Genomic DNA, 19,385 nt, shown 5'->3' on the forward strand with positions numbered 1-19,385 from the left:
ATAATGCTCGCTTTTCCATAATTGGTCATAGTGTTTAATGCTTTGATTAATAGCACTTAGTTTACAATTGAATAAATGAAAAAACTCAATACCAAGGTTGAAATTAGCCCCTCCTTGACAATCAATAACAAGCGAAAGTTTGACGGCTTTGCTTTTTCATGCGGCAACATTTAGAAAATCTCACAAATAATAAAAAACTAAAATACCTTGCAAAACGAATGAGATTGAGGTTCTAGTCTACTTTACTTTTGTCTATTGGCTCGATACTCGCTTCAAGAAATTCTTTTGTATAAGGCATTTTTGCGCGTGAATGGCGGATATCATCATTTGAAAGCTCCTCAAGTATAACGCCATGATGCATAATGCCTGCATTGTCACAAATATGGGCAATAACGGCAAGATCATGGGAAACCATTAGATAAGTCAATTTCTTTTCTTCACGCAATGTTTTTAAAAGATTGAGAATTTCAGCTTGAACCGAAACATCAAGTGCCGAAGTCGGCTCATCAAGAAGTAAAACTTCCGGCTCAATAATAAGAGCTCGCGCAATAGCAATACGCTGTCTTTGGCCGCCAGAAAGCTCATGAGGATAGCGATATAGAAAAGCCGGCCCTAATCCCACGGCAGTAAGCGCATCCATAACTCTTTCTTCATGCTTGTCCATTTTATGGATAGTCAATGCTTCTGATAAAACCGAATGAACCATTTTACGGGGATGTAATGATGCATATGGATCTTGAAACACCATCTGGATACGCCGTAAAAAACCTTTATCCTTTTGATGAGGAACGATTTTACCATTAAGCCTATAAGTACCACTATAATCAGGAATGAGACCTGCCATTGCGCGTAATATAGTTGATTTGCCGCAGCCAGATTCCCCGATCAAGCCGTAGGATTCACCACGGCCAATCGAAAAACTAACATTATGAACAACTTGGACCAAGTTGCTACCATAGCCAAAACTCACGGATAAATCGGTAATATCGATCAGTTTGCTATTTTCCATTAATAAACTCCTTCAACGCCGTTGACGAAAGTTGGACCATTAATCCATGATGGATCCCGTTGAGGGACAACCAAACGATCGACCGGATGGTCAAGACGTGGCAGGCTGGCAAGCAAAGCTCGCGTATAGGGGTGTTTGGCATTGTTTAATTGGTTTGCAGGTAAATCCTCCATAATACGGCCAGCATACATTACCAACACGCGATCACAAAAATCAGCAACCATATTAAGATCATGGCTGATAAATATTAACCCCATGCCTGAACGGGTTACCAGCTCGTCTAAAACAGTAAGAACCTGTCTTCTCACCGTAACATCCAATGCCGAAGTTGGCTCATCGGCGATAATTAAATCTGGTTGCGGGATTAGCATCATGGCAATCATTACCCGTTGCCCCATTCCGCCAGAAATTTCATGCGGATAAAGTTTTACAACATGTTCCGGATTACGAATATGTACCGAATTGAGCATTGCGATCGTCTTATCCATCGCGTCTTTTTTCGAAACCTTATAATGCATACGATAGGCTTCAATAATCTGATCGCCAATCCGCATTAATGGGTTGAGTGAATATTTAGGATCTTGCAATATCATCGATATGCGCTTACCGCGGATAGAACGCATTTGCCTTTCACTCATGGCCAATAAATCTATATCGTCAAATTGCATTTTATCTGCACTAACTTTTGCAATCTTTGGATTTAGCTTTAGTAATGAGCGGCCAGTCATGGATTTTCCAGACCCGGACTCGCCAACTATGCCAATTTTTTCTTTGCCAAACGCAAAACTAACACCACGCACAACTTCAATTGGTCCACCAACAGATGGAAAGCTAATGCGTAAATTTTTAATTTCGAGAAGATTTTTATCCATTGCGTGGATCCAATATATCACGAAGACCATCGCCCAAAAGATTAAAGGCAAGACTAGTCAATAAAATTGCACAACCTGGAATTGCTGCAAGCCACCAACTCGTCATCATAAATTCACGGCCAGTGGATAGCATTGCACCCCATTCAGGGCTGGGTGGCTGTGCGCCTAAGCCCAAAAAGCCTAAGCCTGCAGCGGTCAAAATAATTGCCGACATATTAAGCGTTAACCGTACAACCACTGATGGGATACACATAGGTGCAACATGATTAAGAATAATCCTAAGCGGTGATGCACCAAGAAGTCTTACGGCTGAAACATAGTCAGATGAACGAATGGTCAATGTTTCAGCACGTGCGAGGCGAGCAATTGGTGGCCATGCCGCCAAGGATATGGCCATAACTGCATTTTCGATGCCGGGGCCTAAAGCTGCGGCAAAGGCCAAAGCAAGAACAAGGCTTGGAAAAGCAAGGAAAATATCGACTATACGCATAAGCACAACATCAACCCAACCACCAAAATAACCTGATGTTGCGCCAATTATAAGTCCAATCGGCCCAACGATAATTGTCGTGAGTGCAACAATGTAAAGGGTTATGCGCGCACCAAATACAAGTCTGCTAAATATATCGCGTCCCAATTCATCGGTACCAAAAAAATGCGCCGTTGAAGGTGGCTGCAAGCGCATTGCAAGGTCTGTTGTCGTGGTATCATGGGTTGCAATCCAAGGCGCAAAAATTGCAACCAATATAATCAGCATAATAATGAAAAAGCCAAATAAGGCCGAAAGATTGCTACAAAATCTTAAAATAGAACGATAAGATTTTTGAACATGGGATTGTAATGCCGATTGAGGTACAGGCACATTCAACCAAGCATAAAGCGATTTTTTTTCTAACTTATTATCATTAATCGATGTCATGATTAGCGTGTCCTCGGGTCAAAAATGCGATAAAGCAAATCACAAAGCAGATTAATGGCCACAAATGATATGCCGACGATTAATGTACAGCCAATAACCGCGTTCATATCTCCTGCTAACAGTGCATTTGTTAGATAACGACCAAATCCGGGCCAAGCAAAAACTGTTTCGGTTAACACCGCGCCTTCCAGCAAAAAGGCGTAAGATAAAGCGACAACAGTGATAATTTGCACACCAGCATTACGAAAGGCGTGAAACCAAACGGTACGCGCCCATGATAGGCCTTTTACACGGGCAGTGATGATATATTCTTGATTGAGTTGCTCGATCATAAAACCGCGCGTCATACGGCTAATATAGGCCATAGCGCCGAAAGCGAGGATAAGGGCTGGCATGATAATATGGCTAAACGCATTACGAAAAGCCTCCCATTGCCCCTGCATGGCCGTGTCTAACAAAATAAATCCGGTTTTAGGTTCAAAAGAATATTCATATAAGAAATCTATCCTACCCGGCCCCCCTATCCAGCCAAGAATTGCATAAAACAATAATAAAGCCATCAATCCAAGCCAAAAATTTGGCGTTGAATAACCAATAAGTGTAAAAAATCGGACAAAATAATCGATGAATGAATTTCGATACATTGCCGATAATACACCAAAGGGAATACCAAGTCCCGTACCTATGATAATTGCAACCGTTGCCAGTTCAATGGTCGCAGGAAACACTCGCGCAATATCAACAAGAACAGGGCGACCAGAAGTTAAAGCATTACCAAAATCCAAGACACAGATATTTTTGATATAGTTCCAATATTGCACAATGAGCGGCTGATCGAGCCCAAGCCTTTTATACATGGTATCATAGGCTTCTTGGGTGGCATTATCACCAATAATGGCGATAACAGGGTCAAGGGGCAAAAGTCGGCCGATAAAAAAAGTAATTGTTATCAGCCCCAATAATGTTATCAAAATAGAAACAAAAAGTTTGAGCACTTTTAATAGATAGGACTGTAATTTAGAATTTACTTTTTTAGGCGATTGTTCTTGTATTGATGGCGTGGTGATGGATGTCATTATAAAATTCTCCATTCGGGATATAAAGACAAAAACCTGATATTTTTGCCTTTATGGTGATTTACAACAACGAAATAGCCCTATTTTTCAGCCATATCATAATAAACTTGGTATCCGGTCCATGTCCAATTTTTAAGTCTTTTATTGACCCCTGCCAAATAATAGGTTTGAAACAAATAGGCCATAGGGCCATGCTCAAACATATATCGTTGGATTTCATGGTAGTCTTCGCCACGTTTTTTGGGATCAGTTTCAAATAATGCCTTATTGACCATTTTATTGGCTTCTTCATCATAATATCCAACACGCCATGACACATACATATTTTGCTTTTGTGTATAGGTCGCGTCTGGATTAAAAACATGTCGCGACGAATTAGCATGGCCGTCTGGCGCACTGGACTGCCAGCCCATAATGGCGGTATCAAATTCGCCGCCGCGTGTGCGACTGAGCAATTGTGCTTGAGCCATTCGTTCAATTTTCAAATTAATGCCAATTTTTTTGGCGTTATCTTGTATTGATTGGGCAACAGGTGTCATATAAGGCAAGCTGCCAATGAGAAAATTGGCATCAAAACCATTTGGATAGCCAGCCTCGGTAATTAATTGTTTTGCCTTTTCTAAATCAAGCTTGAATGGCTCGCCTTCGCTTTCATCCAAGGCACCAAATGTTTGCAAAGGCAAATAGCTTGCCCGCGGAATGGCTATGCCATTTAAAATGGTTTTACCGAGCGTGTCATAATCAATAAGATAGCGAAATGCCAATCTTACTTTTTCATTGGCCAAAATAGGGTTTTTATTATTGATCATAATATAAACCATTTGTGGCCGTAAGGTTCGTTCTATATTAACATTGCCTTTTTTCTCTAAATCAAGAATATCTTCGGCCGATAAATCCCGTGCGACATCAATATCGCCTTTTTCAAGCAGAAGACGCTGTGTGCCGGATTCTGAAACATGTTTAATAAACACTTGTTTAAGTTTTGGAGCTTTTCCCCAATAATGGTCACTTGCTTGCAATAAGACCACTTCGCTTGGGTTCCATCGCATTAATTTATAAGGTCCAACACAAGCGGTATGGGTTGTAAGATATTTATTCCCCATATCCCCATCCATTGCATTTTTTTCTAATGTTTGGCGGTCAAGTAAATAGGTAACGCGATTGGCACCAATTGCACTTAGTATAAGATCAATAGGATAAGGATCGACAAGCTTTATTACCAATGTATGATCATCAGGCGCACTCACCAATTCATCAATATTATCTTTGGTAAAGCCATATTCTGTCAAAGTGGCCGCATTACCAAGGCCAAGTTTGACAACACGTTGAATAGACCATGCATAATCAGCTGCGGTTGCAACACGGCCATCATCAAATTTCAAATTATCACGCAAATGAAATGTCAAGGTCTTAGCATCATCGGAAATATCCCATGATTGCGCTAGGGCAGGTAAAACATTTGTCGGATCTTTGGGGTCAAATTGCACCAAAGCATCACAGGTATTTTGCAATATTTCTGCCGTAACTACTTCAACCGTTTGAGCAGGGTCAAAAGAGCTAATTGCATCAATATTCCAAGCCATAATTAATGCATTTGGCGGGGTTTGTGCTTGTAGCGGTGAGCCAGATGACAAAGTTAATCCAGTCATAGTGGCAAGAGCTAGAAAATGATTTAATTTAGACATGAGGCCTCCCATTATTATCCTGACGATAATTGCTATTTTTGTGCTAAATTATAATAAACTCTAAACCCATTCCAGGTCCAATTATGGAGTTTTTTATTAAGCCCTGCGACGTAATAGCTTTGGAATATATATGCTATTGGACCATTTTCAAACATGTCACGCTGTAGCTCAAAATATAATTGTTGACGTTTTTCTCGATCTTTCTCAAATAAAGCTTGCATGACTTTTTTATTGACATCTTCATTATAATAACCAACACGCCAGCTTGGATACATGCTTTGTTTTGCATCTGGCCTATTATCAGGATTATAAAGCATACGCGAGGCATTACCATGAGCATCGGGAACGGTGGCTTGCCAAGCCATCATGGAAGTATCAAATTCACGAGCGCGCACACGGCTGAAAAGCTGGTTATTGGCCATGCGTTCAATATTTATTTTTATCCCAACTTTGCTCGCATTATCTTGGATTGATTGAGCGATTGGCGCCGTATAGGGCAAGCTGCCAATCAGCATATTCACTTCAAATCCATTTTCATATCCAGCCTCTAACAATAAGGATCTTGCTTTTTCAATATCGAGTTTAAAAGGTTCGCCTTGTTTTTCATCAAGTGCGCCAAAAGCACCGAGCTGCACAAAACTGGCTCTTGCTATACCAATATCCTTGATAACAGTATCGGCAATTGCCTGATAATCGATAAGATAGCGCATTGCTAAACGCACTTTGGGATGCGAAAATGCGCGATGACCATTATTTAAATTTAAAAAAACCAATTGTGGACGCAATGTCCGTACACTATTGATTTTATTCTGGCCTGCCAAATCCCTCATATCCTCGGGGGAAAGGTCGCGGGCAACATCAACATCACCTTTTTCAAGCAATAGTCTTTGCGTTCCAGCTTCTGTCACATGTCTAATCAGAATATTGCTTAACTTGGGTGCTTCGCCCCAATATTGATCATTGGCTTGTAATTGTACGACTTCACTTGGGTTCCAACGTATTAATCTATAAGGACCAACACAATCCATGTGGGTAGCTAAATATTTATTACCAAAATCGCCGCTAACTTCATTTGCCAATATAGCTTGCTTATTTAAAAGAACCGAAACGCGATTGGCACCAATTGCCGTCAAAAACAAATCCAAAGGATAGGGTTTATCAAGCTTGATAACCAGTGTATATGGGTCCGTTGCAGTTACAGCTGTATCAATAGTTTCCTTTGTAAAACCATATTCGGTTAAAGTTGCAGCATTACCAAGACCAAGTTTAATTACTCTTTGCAGTGACCATGCAAGATCATATGCGGTGGCGGGCTGTCCATCTGAAAATTTTAATGTCTTTCTTAGGTTAAATACAATCTCTAAACCATCATCGCTAAGGTGCCAGCTTTCAGCTAATGCTGGAATAACCTTAGTTTCATTGTCAGGATCAAGATTGACAAGGCTGCTGCAAATATTCATTAAAATTTCATTGGAGACCACCTCACCAATTTGGGCTGGATCAAAGGTGCTGATTGCATCAATATTCCAAGCCATGACTAAGGTATTATCGGGGGTGGCAGCCGTTGCCATCAGGCAATTTGCAGAAACAAAACTACCTCCTAAAATAATTTTAGCCAATATTGATTTGAATAAATTCCCATTTTTAACTTTCATGACGTTCCCCTTCATGGTTGGATTTTTATCCAATTTTATTTTTCAGCTAGATCATAAAATGCTCGATACCCATTCCAAACCCATTTTTTTATCTCTGGACGGAGGCCAGCAACATTATACAGTTGGAAAATATATGCCTGTGGCCCTTTTTCAAACATTTCCTTTTGTAAATCAAAATAGCGTTGCTCACGCTTTTGTGGGTCTTTTTCAAATAAAGCAGCGAGTATTTCGTTATTTACATTTTCATCAAAATAGGACGCACGCCAGCTTGGATAGCCAGCATTTTTCGCCTCCAATCGATTATCGGGGTTATAAATGAGACGCGAGGCATTGCTATGGGCATCAGGCACAGAAGCGGCCCAACCATACATCGCCGTTTGAAATTCGCGACTACGCACCTTGGAAAAAAGCTGCGAATTTGCCATGCGCTCTATTTTTAATTTCACGCCAATTTTTGACGCATTGTCTTGGATAGACTGAGCAATGGGTGATGAATAAGGATGTGTACCGATTAAAACACTCGCCTCAAAGCCATCCTTATATCCAGCTTCTACCAATAATGATTTGGCTTTTTCAATATCTAAAGAAAAGGGCTGGCCTTGCGCTTCATCCAATGCGCCAAATGCTCCCAATTGCACAAAACTTGCTCGTGTTACGCCAACGCCTTTTAGTACAGTTTTAGACAGTCCCTCATAATCAATGAGATAGCGCATTGCCAAACGTACTTTTTCGTTAGAAAATATTGGATCCGCTGTATTAAACGACCAATGATTAAGTGTCGGCCGTAATATCCGACTAACCACGACATCGGTGTTTTTTTCAAGATCATTTACATCTTCAGGCGTAAGATCACGGGCAACATCAATATCGCCCTTTTCCAATAAAAGCCGCTGGGTTCCTGGTTCACCGACATGGCGGATAAGGATTTGCCTGAGCTTTGGCGCGGCACCCCAATAGTTTTTATTTACCGTAAGCAAAACACCTTCGCCGGCATTCCACCTTTGTAATTCATAAGGGCCAACACAGGCTGTATGGGTTATCAAATATTGATTGCCAAAATCGCCATTTTTCTCGTTTTGCATAATTGTTTCGCGATCAAGAGCACTTGCAACACGATTGGCACCAATGGCGGTAAGCGTTAATTGAGGTGGATAGGGCTTATCAAATTTTAAAATTAAAGTCTTGTCATCAATAGCCTTTACTGCTTCATCAATATTATCAGCAGTTATGCCATATTCTTTTAAGGTTGCAGCATTGGCAAAATTTAACTTAACAACGCGTTTTAGCGCCCATTCAATGTCACTTGCACTTGCAGGCCGGCCATCTGCAAATTTTAAATCATCACGCAAATGAAACTTAATTTGGGTATTGTCTTGCGACACTTCCCAACTTTGCGCCAACATTGGTAATATTGCCTTTTCGTTATTAGGATCAATCGACACCAATGAATTACACATGTTTTGGAATATTTCATCGGTAACGACTTCAACAATTTGCGCCGGATCAAAAGTAATGATGGCGTCTATATTCCATGCAATAATAAGTGTATCTGACGGGGTTTTAGCGTTTGCATCAAACGGCAATGTACAAATAGTTGACCCTATCGCCCATATGCTTGCAAAAGTTAATAACTTGCTTTTAAAAGTTTTTATACAATATAACGCCATTGTTTTCCCTTTGCTAAACTCGTTCCCTAAACTATTTTAATTCATTTATTGATATCACTTACTGTAAATTTCTATTCTAGATTTGTTGGTTTTGGTTGTATTGGCGGCTTTACGTCAGCTGGAATTGGGCAAATATAAGGAGTTTTTGCCAAACGCTTTTTATGGTCATTCTTTATTTCTTGCATCAAGACAGGATCGCGTAAAACATCCAATCCAGTGCCCGCCATGACTTTGGCTGCATAGAGCATTCCTTTATGGGCAGCAGGTGCTTTGCCTTGTGCGGTAATTTGCCAAGAATGGCCCGGTGTTCCAATGGCATGGGTTGCAATTTTTGCTTCAACAGTTGGCACCACCCAGCTAACATCACCAACATCGGTTGAGCCAATCATTGGCACACCTTGTTGCGTATAAGGAATAACATAATCACATAGGGGCTTTTGCAAATCCAAAGCCTGCCCTACCCTTAAATAATCGGTTTCTATTTCCTGTGCGCTCAAGGTTGCTTGGATTTCTGCGGCAAATTTACGATCTTTTTCATCAAAAGCTACACCGCCAAGGCAATGCATATTCTTATCCATAACTTCTTGAAGCGGTGTATTGGGCAGCATATTAGAAACGGCACTCATGATGGAAATATCAACTTTAGTTTCCGTCATCATCGCCGCGCCATAAGCAATCTTTTTAACTCTTTCATTAAGATCAAGCATTCCAGATAAGTTGGACGAGCGAATAGCATAACGCACCCACGCCTTTCCCTGCACAACATTAGGGGCAACGCCGCCAGCATCAAGATATGCATAATGAATGCGTGAATCTGAGGGAACATGCTCGCGTAAATAATTGACACCAACATTCATCAATTCAACCGCATCAAGTGCACTGCGGCCAAGATGGGGTGATGCTGCGGCATGGGATGTGCGGCCGGTAAATTTAAAATCCATCCTTGTATTTGCAAGAGACAGGGATTCACCAACACGGGTAAAAGAGGCAGGATGCCATGTAATGGCAATATCAACATCATCAAATGCGCCAGCTCGTGCCATATAGGCCTTTGCTGCGCCCCCCTCCTCTGCTGGGCAACCATAATAACGCACGCGCCCAGCAGTACCCGTTTCTATAAGCCAGTCCTTAACAGCTGCCGCCGCAAGCAGCGCCGCAGAGCCTAACAGATTATGGCCGCAGCCATGACCATTGCCATTTCCTTCAAGGGGGCGATATTGGGCGATATTGGCCTCTTGGCTAAGGCCGGGAAGAGCATCATATTCACCCAAAAATGCAATAATAGGCCCCCCTTCACCGGCCTCGCCGATGATGGCGGTGGGAATACCTGCTACATTTTCATGAAGTTTAAAGCCTTCCGCTTCTAGCATTTTTTTATGCTCAAGCACCGATCTATATTCTGTATAGGCAATTTCAGGCATGCCCCAAACGCGGTCGCTTAATCCTTCATAATCGCTACGCTTTTCCTCAATAATATCCCAAACGCGTTCACTGTTTTGCATTTTCTTCCCCTATTATTTAATACGTTAGAATTGTAAGAATATGGGCTTAAACAAGGTCGCTTGGTTTTGGTTGTATTGGCGGCTTTACGTCAGCTGGAATTGGGCAAATATAAGGAGTTTTTGCTAAACGCTTTTTATGGTCATTCTTGATTTCTTGCATCAAGACAGGATCGCGTAAAACATCCAACCCAGTACCCGCCATGACTTTGGCTGCATAGAGCATTCCTTTATGGGCAGCAGGTGCTTTGCCTTGTGCGGTAATTTGCCAAGAATGGCCAGGTGTTCCAATGGCATGGGTTGCAATTTTTGCTTCAACAGTTGGCACCACCCAGCTTACATCACCAACATCGGTTGAGCCAATCATTGGCACACCTTGTTGCGTATAAGGGATGACATAATCACATAAGGGCTTTTGCAAATCCAAAGCCTGCCCTACCCTTAAATAATCGGTTTCTATTTCTTGTGCGCTCAAGGTTGCTTGGATTTCTGCCGCAAATTTACGATCTTGTTCATCAAAAGCTACACCGCCAAGGCGATGCATATTCTTATCCATAACTTCTTGAAATGGCGTATTGGGCAGCATATTAGAAACGGCACCGCGTACCTTAATCTCGACACTTGTTTCGGTCATCATCGCCGCGCCTTCTGCAACTTTGCGGATGCGTTCATTAAGTTCAACAACCGCTGAATTATTCGCACCGCGAATAGAATAGCGTATAATGGCTTTTCCCTGCACAACATTAGGAGCAACACCGCCGGCATCAAGATAGGCATAATGAATGCGTGAATCTGAAGGAACATGCTCGCGCAAATAATTGACACCAACATTCATCAATTCAACCGCATCAAGTGCACTACGGCCAAGATGGGGTGAAGCTGCGGCATGGGATGTGCGGCCAGAAAAAATAAAATCCGTACGCGTATTAGCAAGAGACAGAGATTCACCAACACGGGTAAAAGAGGCAGGATGCCACGTTATGGCAATATCAACATCATCAAATGCGCCAGCTCGTGCCATATAGGCCTTAGCTGCGCCTCCCTCTTCTGCTGGGCAACCATAATAGCGCACACGCCCAGCAGTACCCGTTTCTTTAAGCCAATCCTTAACAGCTGCCGCCGCAAGCAGCGCCGCAGAGCCTAACAGATTATGGCCGCAGCCATGACCATTGCCATTTCCCTCAAGGGGGCGATATTGGGCGATATTTGCCTCTTGGCTAAGGCCAGGAAGAGCATCATATTCACCCAAAAATGCAATAATAGGCCCCCCTTCACCGGCCTCGCCGATGATGGCGGTGGGAATACCTGCTACATTTTCATGAAGTTTAAAGCCTTCCGCTTCTAGCATTTTTTTATGCTCAAGCACCGATCTATATTCTGTATAGGCAATTTCAGGCATACCCCAAACGCGGTCGCTTAATCCTTCATAATCGCTACGCTTTTCCTCAATAATATCCCAAACGCGTTCACTATTTTGCATTTTCTTCCCTTTTTAATGTTTCAACATTTTTAAAGATGACGCTGCCAAAAATTTGCAACCGCAGTAAAAACATTGATGCGATTATGTTGTTTTAAAAAACCATGCCCTTCTTTTGGAATACGCAAATATTCAACCTCTTTGCCTAACCCGCGTAAGCATGAATAAACCATTTCACTTTCACATGGGGTTACCCTTGGATCCTCAAGACCATGAGCTAGAAAAAGCGGCGCATTGATTGCGCCAATCATATGAATGGGTGAAAACTCTTTAAGTTGTTTGCCCATGCTTTCTATGTCACCATATTCCGCCTCGCGTAAACGTCTGCGCCATGGGCCTGTGGTTTCCAAAAGAGTATGAAAATTGGCAATGCCATAAAAATCAACGCCAGCCTTCCATAAATCAGGATAACGTGTCATGGCAGCAAGAACCATAAAACCGCCATAGGATTGTCCGCAAATCCCTATCCGGCTTTCGTCAATATCGTCCTTGCTGGCAACATCTAATCGGATATTGATGAGATCAAGGACGCTATTTAACCTTAATTTTTGATCGTCTAATTCGCTATATGCACGGCCATATCCAGTTGAACCACGAACATTGGGAGCAATAATAGCTATCCCTTGAGCAAGATAATATTGGATATCTGCCCGAAAATTTGGCTGCCATTGCGACTCTGGACCACCATGAACAAAAATAATAGCTGGAAAACCTGCGAGTGGCGGCTTTTGGTCCGGCATATATATAAAATAAGGGACTTCTAATCCGTCAAAACTTTTAATACTCGCCACCATAGGCTGTCGTGAAGGAGGTAAAATGTTATTTTTTAACGGTGCCTGCTCTTCAAATATTTCACTATTTAAATCATAAATCCAAATGGAAGGAGCAACATTTGGCGCTTCTATACAAAGCAATAATTTTTGGCCATCCTCTAACCAGTCGATAGATTGAATAACACCGGCAAAAGGTAAATTGACCATGCGTGTTGTCTCACCAATGATATCGTAAATAATGAAACGACACCATCCATCATCAATATAACTGATAGCCAAATCTTTTTGATTACTGGATAAGGCAAATAAATCAATGTCTTTATTTTCCAGCAAAAAAACTTGCTGAAGGTCGATTTTTCCTGAAGATTTTTTGGCTATATGAAAAAAATCGTGGCTCTGGTCGGTGATGAGTAAAATGTCGCCATTTGCAGTTGATTTTATATTTTTATAGCGTGCCTTGCCACTATGCGGCAAATAATTTTGATATTCACCACTTAAAAGATCGAGCCGAAAAATATCCTGATCAAAGGATGAGCGGTTTGAATCAAGAATTAAAATCGCATTGTCTTTTTCAATAAAACTCATTGCCGTGCGATAGCCATCACCCTCATAGACGCATCTCGCCTGCCCATCGTCAACAGACATTACATAAATTGCCATGGAAAATTTGTCGTTAAGATTAGCCGAATAGGCAATCGACTTGCCATCTTTAGACCAACACCCCCAATCATGGCGGGTTAATGGGTCTGAGGTTAGTGCCCTTGAGGAATTTGAGCCAGCATCATAAAGCCAAATTTGTAACCGCTCATCGCCACCATTATCGGTTAGAAAAATTAAATCATGCGACAAAGGACGAAAAGATATTTTATATATATTACCGCAATGATCGGTAATTTGGATTTTTTTATTTGTTTGGCGATCAAGCAACCAAATTTGATAGCTGCCGCTAAAATTGCTGCGCCAAGCCAAAAACCGTTTATCATCCGATAAAATAGGATTAAGTTGCGAAAAGATCGCAATATAATCTGCCATATCTTTAAAATTATTATCAAATGGTGTCACTGGCATATTCAACTCCCAAAATACCGCCATTCCATATTGAATATTATCAAATATATTTTTATTGAATCAACCGAATAAACGACGTAACCGGTTGATTTAGTTCCCTTTTTATGTTTATTGGGGTCTTTTATACTGTCATTAAAATTTATAAATATTTTTTTGACAATTTTGACAGTTCATGCCCCATTTTATTATTTTAAATTAGGCTGTAGATTTTTAAATGTCCAGTTTTAAATGTATGGTCATTTATCATCAAAGACCTTAACCTTAATGATAAGGATTAGCTACATTAAGTTTATTGCCATTGCTGACTTTTATTGGCCGCTTCCTAATATTTCCGCTAAAAGTGCCGCACGCTTATGTAAAACATCAATAATCACATGTTCATATTCGGCATGCGGCCCACCGCCCTCAGCGCCAAGACCATCAAGGGTAGGAATATTAAGTGCGGATGTAAAATTACCATCACTACCGCCGCCAACGGAACTGCCGCCAACTACCATACCAAGATTATTGGCCGCCTTTAGCGCGATATCAAATAGTTGCTTATTTCCGGCATTTTGCTCCATGGGTGGTCGGGTCAATTTACCGTTCATTTCTACCTTAGCACCAGCTAAATAGGGTTTGCAGGCTGATAGCGCAGTATGAATACGTTCAGCTTCATCCATTGAGGTAACCCGCACATCTATGGATATTTCGGCAAAATCTGGAATAACATTGATGCGATTGCCAGAAGTTGCAATCCCGACATTAACTGAAGTACCACGCGCCAAATCTTGTAAACTATTAATCCATAAAATTTGATGGGCCATTTCTTCAGCTGCACTGATACCACCTAAGGGATTATTACCCGCATGAGCGGCTTTTCCATAGATTTTTATGAAGAAATTGCCAACACCTTTACGAGCGATTTTTAAATTTCCTGTTCCCTCTTCGCAAGGTTCAAGAACAAATACATCATTGCATTGTTTAGCAATATCTTCAATTAATTGGCGTGAATGGTTACTGCCAATTTCTTCATCACTTGTGCAAAGGAACCAAACTTCACGGCTGTTTAACGCACCCATTTCTTGTAAAGCCTTAAGCGCCCAGATACCTTGAACAAGCCCTGCTTTCATATCAAAAGCGCCGGGCCCATAAAACTTGCCATTTTCAATACGTGTGCCAAGGCGATCAATATCCCAAACCGTATCAAAATGGCCGATTAATAATGAACGGTGATTGCCCTCACCTATTTTGAACAACAGGTTATCGCCAACAAGCGTTTGTTCAAATTTTTCAACACCAATGCCCAATCGTTTTTGAAATAATTCGCTTAAAAAACTACCGCAAACATCAACTGCATGCTTATCATGTGATGGTGATTGCTTGGCAACCAAAGCTTGTAAATCTTCCAATATATCGTGCTTATGACGTTCTAAAAAATTGGCGATATTGTTCATTTTATCCTCCTAATTGCATTGCACCCCACATATAATGGCTAAACTAGGCCTTGCTGGCTTTTAATCAGTAGCTCTGTCTACCCACCATATTAATAGTTTTTACCTCTTTGCAGAGCCGATAATCGGTTAGTGATTTTACCCGTTAAAGGTCAAAATTGGATGGGATAATGACCATATCGCGAATGGTGACATTGCGTGGGCGCGAAAGCATAAAAACGATAGCATCCGCAACTTCGCTAGGCTCCATCAGGCTGCCTTCTTTTTTTGCTTTTTCAAGATTTTCTTCCGGCCAATCAGCAAGTAAGGCACTAATAACCGGGCCCGGTGAAACAGAACCGACGCGTATACCAAAACTGCGTAATTGCCGGCGCATGGTTTGCACAAAGCAATCAACTGCCCATTTTGATGACGCATAGACCGGCTCCCAAACCACTGCGGCATGAGCGGCAAGCGAGCTTGTTACAATAATATCACCGGTTTTGCGTTCCATCATATGCGGCATAATTGAACGAACATTTTTCATAACTACGTTAATATTAAGCTCTAACATGCGATCAATATGATCAAGGTCGGCATTGATAAGATCGCCGCCAATGTAAATACCGGCATTGGCATGGAATATATCGATATGATCAACCACTTCTAGCAGGCGCGAAAGGATGTTTTTACACTCATCGCGGTTTAATAGATCAAGCACCAAAGGCACAGCCATTGAACCTAATTCTTGACAAACTTTATCAAGGGCATTTTTATCGCGGTCAATAAGCACTACTTTTGCGCCTGCATTCATCATGGCACGGGTACTAGCAAGACCAATACCTGATGCAGCACCGGTTATAGCGGCAATTTTTCCTTGTAATATCTTATTCAAAACCTTCTCCTCCTCGTTTTAAATTAGCTATTTATATAGTTGTTAAGGGTAGCTCTTGTTCCGTTTTCGTAAAGAGAATTTAGTGCCTCGCTAAAGCGACGTTGAAACAAGGCAGACTCGGCAAGACGGCCATAAATATCATCCATCGCCAAAAATACTGACGGATCATTCTTCGCTTTAACAGCAGCTTGGTGAAGTTGGTCGGCCTTATCATCATTAAAGATGATTTTTCGTCCGCTATCGGTTGTGCCTTCAAAATAGCGGCACCATAGCGCAGAAGCGAGGGCTAAACCTTTCACATCTTGATCGTCTTTGAGGCGATCCGCAATAGAGGGCAAAATAAATTTTGGTTGCCGATTAGATCCGTCTTGAGCTAGGCGGCTAATGGTGTCGCCAATTTTAGGATTTGAAAACCGCCGCTCAATCAAGGCCAAATAATCTTGCAAATTTATATTTGGCACAGGGGGCACACAAGGGATAATTTCACTTTGTTCAAGCTTGCGCAAATAGCCAGCAATAAGCGGTTCTTCCATCGCTTCATGCACATAATGAATGTCCAATAATTCGCCAGCATAGGCAATGGCGGCATGGCCACCATTAAGAATACGGATTTTCATTAATTCGTAAGGGGCAACATCATCAACAAATGTAACGCCAACCGCTTCAAGCTGTGGGCGGCCAAGGGTAAAATTATCTTCAATAACCCATTGGCGAAACTCCTCACAAAATACCGGACTTTTATCATTAATGCCATAAGTGTCGCGGCAATATTCAATCTCTCGCGCACTGGTTGCTGGCGTGATACGGTCAACCATCGAATTTGGGAAAGCAACATCTTGCTTTATCCAAAGGGCAAGTTCTTGATCAAAAAGCTGCGCAAGGCCAATGACAGTATTTTGTGCAACATGGCCATTTCCAGGAATATTGTCACAAGAGACAATAGTAAAAGGTGCAATGCCCTTAGCTCGACGGCGTTTTAAGCCGGCGATCAAAATACCAAAGACTGTTTTGGGATGGTCGGGGTTTCGCCCATCGGCAATAATAGCTGGGTGATTTGTGTCAAAACTATCGGTGGCTTCGTTGATAAAATAGCCCCCTTCAGTAATCGTCATCGAAACAATGCGAATATCTGGATTGGTCAAGGCTTCAATGATGTTGTCATGATTTTGCGGATCGAGAAAATCAATCATTGCACCGGTAATATGGGCAGCGGATTTGTGACTATCTTGCTCTATAATAGTGGTTAGATAATCTTGTTCACACAATTTGGCTCGCATAGCCTCATCATAGGGCGTAACGCCAGCACCAATAATCGCCCAATCGTGGTCAAGTCCTTGGTTGAAAAGCTCATCAAGATAAACCGCCTGATGAGCGCGGTGGAAATTACCAATGCCAAAATGCACAATTCCAGCCTTAAGCGCGCTGCGCTTATAATTTGGTTTTGCAACATTTTTAGAAATTTCGTCAAGGTTATCTAGGGATAATGCGGTCATGGTAGATCCTAAAATGGAGATCAATAAGAATGAAAAAGATTAGCGAATGGCTTTACCCTTATCGTCAAAATAATGGCACTTGTTAAAATCTGGGGTTAGATAAACCGTGTCATTATATTTAACGTCAAAATCACCCGAGGCACGAACGGTTAATGTTCCTGCCTCGTTTGTATCAACATGAACATAGGTATCAGCGCCAAGATGTTCTGCAACACCAACATGGCCTTGCCAAAGGCCATCGGATTTTGAAATGGCAATATTTTCAGGCCGAAGTCCGATGGTATGGGCATTTTTTTTCGCCGCAACATCACCTGTAATAAAATTGATTGTAGGTGAGCCAAGAAAGCCAGCAACAAATAAATTATCTGGTTTGTGATAAAGCTCTAGCGGTGTTCCCACTTGTTCAATGGATCCAGCATTAAAAACCACAATTTTATCGGCCATGGTCATTGCCTCTACCTGATCATGGGTCACATAGATCATCGTTGTGCCTAATTGCTGGTGCAATTCACTTAATTCAAGGCGCATAGAGCCGCGCAAAGACGCATCAAGATTGGACAAGGGTTCATCAAACAAAAATGCCGCCGGTTCGCGCACAATGGCCCGGCCAATAGCAACACGCTGCCTTTGGCCGCCAGAAAGCTGCCCCGGCCGCCTATCAAGATAATCAGTAAGGTTGAGAATGCGAGCCGCGTCATTTACTTTTTTCTCAATAATTTCGGCAGATAATTTTGCCATTTTAAGCGGAAAAGCAATATTTTTTCGCACACTCATATGCGGATAAAGTGCATAGGATTGAAATACCATGGCAAGCCCCCTTTTACCGGGGGGCGTATCGGTCATGTCCTTGCCATCAATTTCAATTTTTCCCGATGTTGTATCCTCAAGACCTGCAATAAGGCGCAATAATGTAGATTTACCACAACCAGAAGGGCCAACAAAAACAACAAATTCGCCATTTTCAATTGTAAGATCAATGCCGGGTATGACATTAACATTGCCAAAGGTTTTATGGACTTGTTTAAGGATTATGGTTCCCATGATTTTTTCCTATTTATTTGACCGCACCAAAAGTCAGACCACGTACAAGCTGGCGTTGGCAAAACCAGCCAAGAATAAGAATAGGAGCAATGGCAAGGCTTGATGCCGCGCTCAATTTTGCCCAAAATAGACCCTGCGGGCTGGAAAATGATGCAATAAAAGCGGTAAGCGGCGCTGCATCGGTTGTGGTAAGGCGAATGGTCCAAAAAGATTCATTCCAAGCTAGAATGATGGTTAAAAGCAAGGTTGACGCAATACCGGGCAGTGCCATTGGCGTTAGCACATGGACAATCTCGTCCCACAAAGACGCGCCATCCATTCGTGCTGCTTCTAAAATTTCACCAGGAATTTCGCGAAAATATGTATAGAGCATCCAAACAACAATCGGCAGGTTGATGAGCATTAATAAGATTGTCATGCCTATTTTTGTATCAAGAATACCTAAATTGCGGAAAATCAGATAAATTGGCACAAGAACAGCAACGGCTGGCATCATCTTCGTTGATAACATCCAAAGCAAAATGTCTTTGGTGCGCTTAGTTGGCGAAAAAGCCATAGACCAAGCAGCAGGAATAGCAAAAAGCAGTGCCAATAGCGCCGAACCAACTGAAAGAATAACCGAGTTCATAAACGGCGTAAAATAGCCTTTTTGGCTTTGGACTTCCCTATAGCTTTCAATCGTCCAAGAGGGGATAAGGTTAAAGCCGCTAATTGCTTCAATTTCAGTTTTAAAGCTGGTTAACAGGGTATAAAGAATGGGGAAAAATAGAAGCAAAGCAACAAACCATGCAATGATGGATACAATAATCTTGCGTCTTATAGATGCTGACTTTTTCATATTGGC

15 protein-coding genes are annotated in these 19,385 nt (G+C 41.8%); all 15 read right to left on the bottom strand.

Features of this window, described 5'->3' with window-relative positions; all coding sequences use genetic code 11:
• Positions 1–232: 232 nt before the first annotated feature.
• On the bottom strand, positions 233–1,009 hold the full coding sequence (locus tag N5852_RS13755) for an ABC transporter ATP-binding protein (RefSeq protein WP_262099953.1): 777 nt from the start codon (positions 1,007–1,009) through the stop codon (positions 233–235).
• A complete protein-coding gene (locus N5852_RS13760) occupies positions 1,009–1,881 on the bottom strand; it encodes an ABC transporter ATP-binding protein (RefSeq protein WP_262099954.1) in 873 nt (290 codons plus the stop codon). Before N5852_RS13760 ends, N5852_RS13755 begins: the two co-directional genes overlap by 1 nt.
• Positions 1,874–2,800 (bottom strand): nickel transporter permease, encoded by a 927-nt coding sequence (gene nikC / locus N5852_RS13765; RefSeq protein WP_262099955.1) that lies wholly within the window; start codon positions 2,798–2,800, stop codon positions 1,874–1,876. Before nikC ends, N5852_RS13760 begins: the two co-directional genes overlap by 8 nt.
• 2 nt (positions 2,801–2,802) lie before the next feature.
• A complete protein-coding gene (locus tag N5852_RS13770) occupies positions 2,803–3,876 on the bottom strand; it encodes an ABC transporter permease (RefSeq protein ID WP_262099956.1) in 1,074 nt (357 codons plus the stop codon).
• 80 nt (positions 3,877–3,956) lie between these two features.
• Positions 3,957–5,561, bottom strand: coding sequence for an ABC transporter substrate-binding protein (locus N5852_RS13775; RefSeq protein ID WP_410004272.1), 1,605 nt, complete (start codon positions 5,559–5,561; stop codon positions 3,957–3,959).
• Positions 5,562–5,593: 32 nt separating this feature from the next.
• Positions 5,594–7,216, bottom strand: coding sequence for an ABC transporter substrate-binding protein (locus N5852_RS13780; protein ID WP_410004273.1), 1,623 nt, complete (start codon positions 7,214–7,216; stop codon positions 5,594–5,596).
• Positions 7,217–7,251: 35 nt separating this feature from the next.
• A complete protein-coding gene (locus N5852_RS13785; RefSeq protein WP_262099957.1) occupies positions 7,252–8,883 on the bottom strand; it encodes an ABC transporter substrate-binding protein in 1,632 nt (543 codons plus the stop codon).
• Positions 8,884–8,954: 71 nt separating this feature from the next.
• Positions 8,955–10,385 (bottom strand): M20 family metallopeptidase, encoded by a 1,431-nt coding sequence (locus N5852_RS13790; protein ID WP_262099958.1) that lies wholly within the window; start codon positions 10,383–10,385, stop codon positions 8,955–8,957.
• Between the two features lie 46 nt (positions 10,386–10,431).
• The gene (locus N5852_RS13795; protein ID WP_262099959.1) at positions 10,432–11,862 is read right to left on the bottom strand and encodes a M20 family metallopeptidase; all 1,431 of its coding nucleotides are present in this window, start codon (positions 11,860–11,862) and stop codon (positions 10,432–10,434) included.
• A gap of 29 nt (positions 11,863–11,891) precedes the next feature.
• Positions 11,892–13,700, bottom strand: coding sequence for a S9 family peptidase (locus N5852_RS13800; protein ID WP_262099960.1), 1,809 nt, complete (start codon positions 13,698–13,700; stop codon positions 11,892–11,894).
• Between the two features lie 308 nt (positions 13,701–14,008).
• A complete protein-coding gene (locus N5852_RS13805) occupies positions 14,009–15,136 on the bottom strand; it encodes a M20 family metallopeptidase (protein WP_262099961.1) in 1,128 nt (375 codons plus the stop codon).
• A 142-nt stretch (positions 15,137–15,278) separates the two neighbouring features.
• Entirely contained in the window at positions 15,279–16,007 is a 729-nt protein-coding gene (locus N5852_RS13810; RefSeq protein WP_262099962.1) for an SDR family oxidoreductase, read from the bottom strand.
• 23 nt (positions 16,008–16,030) lie between these two features.
• Complete coding sequence (locus N5852_RS13815; protein ID WP_262099963.1) at positions 16,031–17,500, bottom strand: mannitol dehydrogenase family protein; 1,470 nt, start codon at positions 17,498–17,500, stop codon at positions 16,031–16,033.
• Between the two features lie 39 nt (positions 17,501–17,539).
• Complete coding sequence (locus N5852_RS13820) at positions 17,540–18,541, bottom strand: ABC transporter ATP-binding protein (RefSeq protein WP_262099964.1); 1,002 nt, start codon at positions 18,539–18,541, stop codon at positions 17,540–17,542.
• A gap of 13 nt (positions 18,542–18,554) precedes the next feature.
• Positions 18,555–19,379 carry a carbohydrate ABC transporter permease gene (locus N5852_RS13825; RefSeq protein ID WP_262099965.1) on the bottom strand — a complete coding sequence of 275 codons (825 nt, stop codon included), beginning with the start codon at positions 19,377–19,379 and terminating at the stop codon, positions 18,555–18,557.
• Between the last annotated feature and the right edge of the window lie 6 nt (positions 19,380–19,385).

Origin of the sequence: Bartonella sp. HY328 (assembly GCF_025449335.1) — a bacterium.
Taxonomy (GTDB): Bacteria; Pseudomonadota; Alphaproteobacteria; order Rhizobiales; family Rhizobiaceae; genus HY038.

Excerpts from the sequence above, each read along its gene's own strand:
- N5852_RS13790 (WP_262099958.1), bottom strand. The coding sequence starts at position 10,385 with ATGCAAAACAGTGAACGCGTTTGGGATATTATTGAGGAAAAGCGTAGC.
- N5852_RS13820 (WP_262099964.1), bottom strand. The coding sequence starts at position 18,541 with ATGGGAACCATAATCCTTAAACAAGTCCATAAAACCTTTGGCAATGTT.
- N5852_RS13795 (WP_262099959.1), bottom strand. The coding sequence starts at position 11,862 with ATGCAAAATAGTGAACGCGTTTGGGATATTATTGAGGAAAAGCGTAGC.
- N5852_RS13805 (WP_262099961.1), bottom strand. The coding sequence starts at position 15,136 with ATGAACAATATCGCCAATTTTTTAGAACGTCATAAGCACGATATATTG.
- N5852_RS13815 (WP_262099963.1), bottom strand. The coding sequence starts at position 17,500 with ATGACCGCATTATCCCTAGATAACCTTGACGAAATTTCTAAAAATGTT.
- N5852_RS13780 (WP_410004273.1), bottom strand. The coding sequence starts at position 7,216 with ATGAAAGTTAAAAATGGGAATTTATTCAAATCAATATTGGCTAAAATT.
- nikC (WP_262099955.1), bottom strand. The coding sequence starts at position 2,800 with ATGACATCGATTAATGATAATAAGTTAGAAAAAAAATCGCTTTATGCT.
- N5852_RS13775 (WP_410004272.1), bottom strand. The coding sequence starts at position 5,561 with ATGTCTAAATTAAATCATTTTCTAGCTCTTGCCACTATGACTGGATTA.
- N5852_RS13755 (WP_262099953.1), bottom strand. The coding sequence starts at position 1,009 with ATGGAAAATAGCAAACTGATCGATATTACCGATTTATCCGTGAGTTTT.
- N5852_RS13785 (WP_262099957.1), bottom strand. The coding sequence starts at position 8,883 with ATGGCGTTATATTGTATAAAAACTTTTAAAAGCAAGTTATTAACTTTT.
- N5852_RS13800 (WP_262099960.1), bottom strand. The coding sequence starts at position 13,700 with ATGCCAGTGACACCATTTGATAATAATTTTAAAGATATGGCAGATTAT.
- N5852_RS13825 (WP_262099965.1), bottom strand. The coding sequence starts at position 19,379 with ATGAAAAAGTCAGCATCTATAAGACGCAAGATTATTGTATCCATCATT.
- N5852_RS13770 (WP_262099956.1), bottom strand. The coding sequence starts at position 3,876 with ATGACATCCATCACCACGCCATCAATACAAGAACAATCGCCTAAAAAA.
- N5852_RS13760 (WP_262099954.1), bottom strand. The coding sequence starts at position 1,881 with ATGGATAAAAATCTTCTCGAAATTAAAAATTTACGCATTAGCTTTCCA.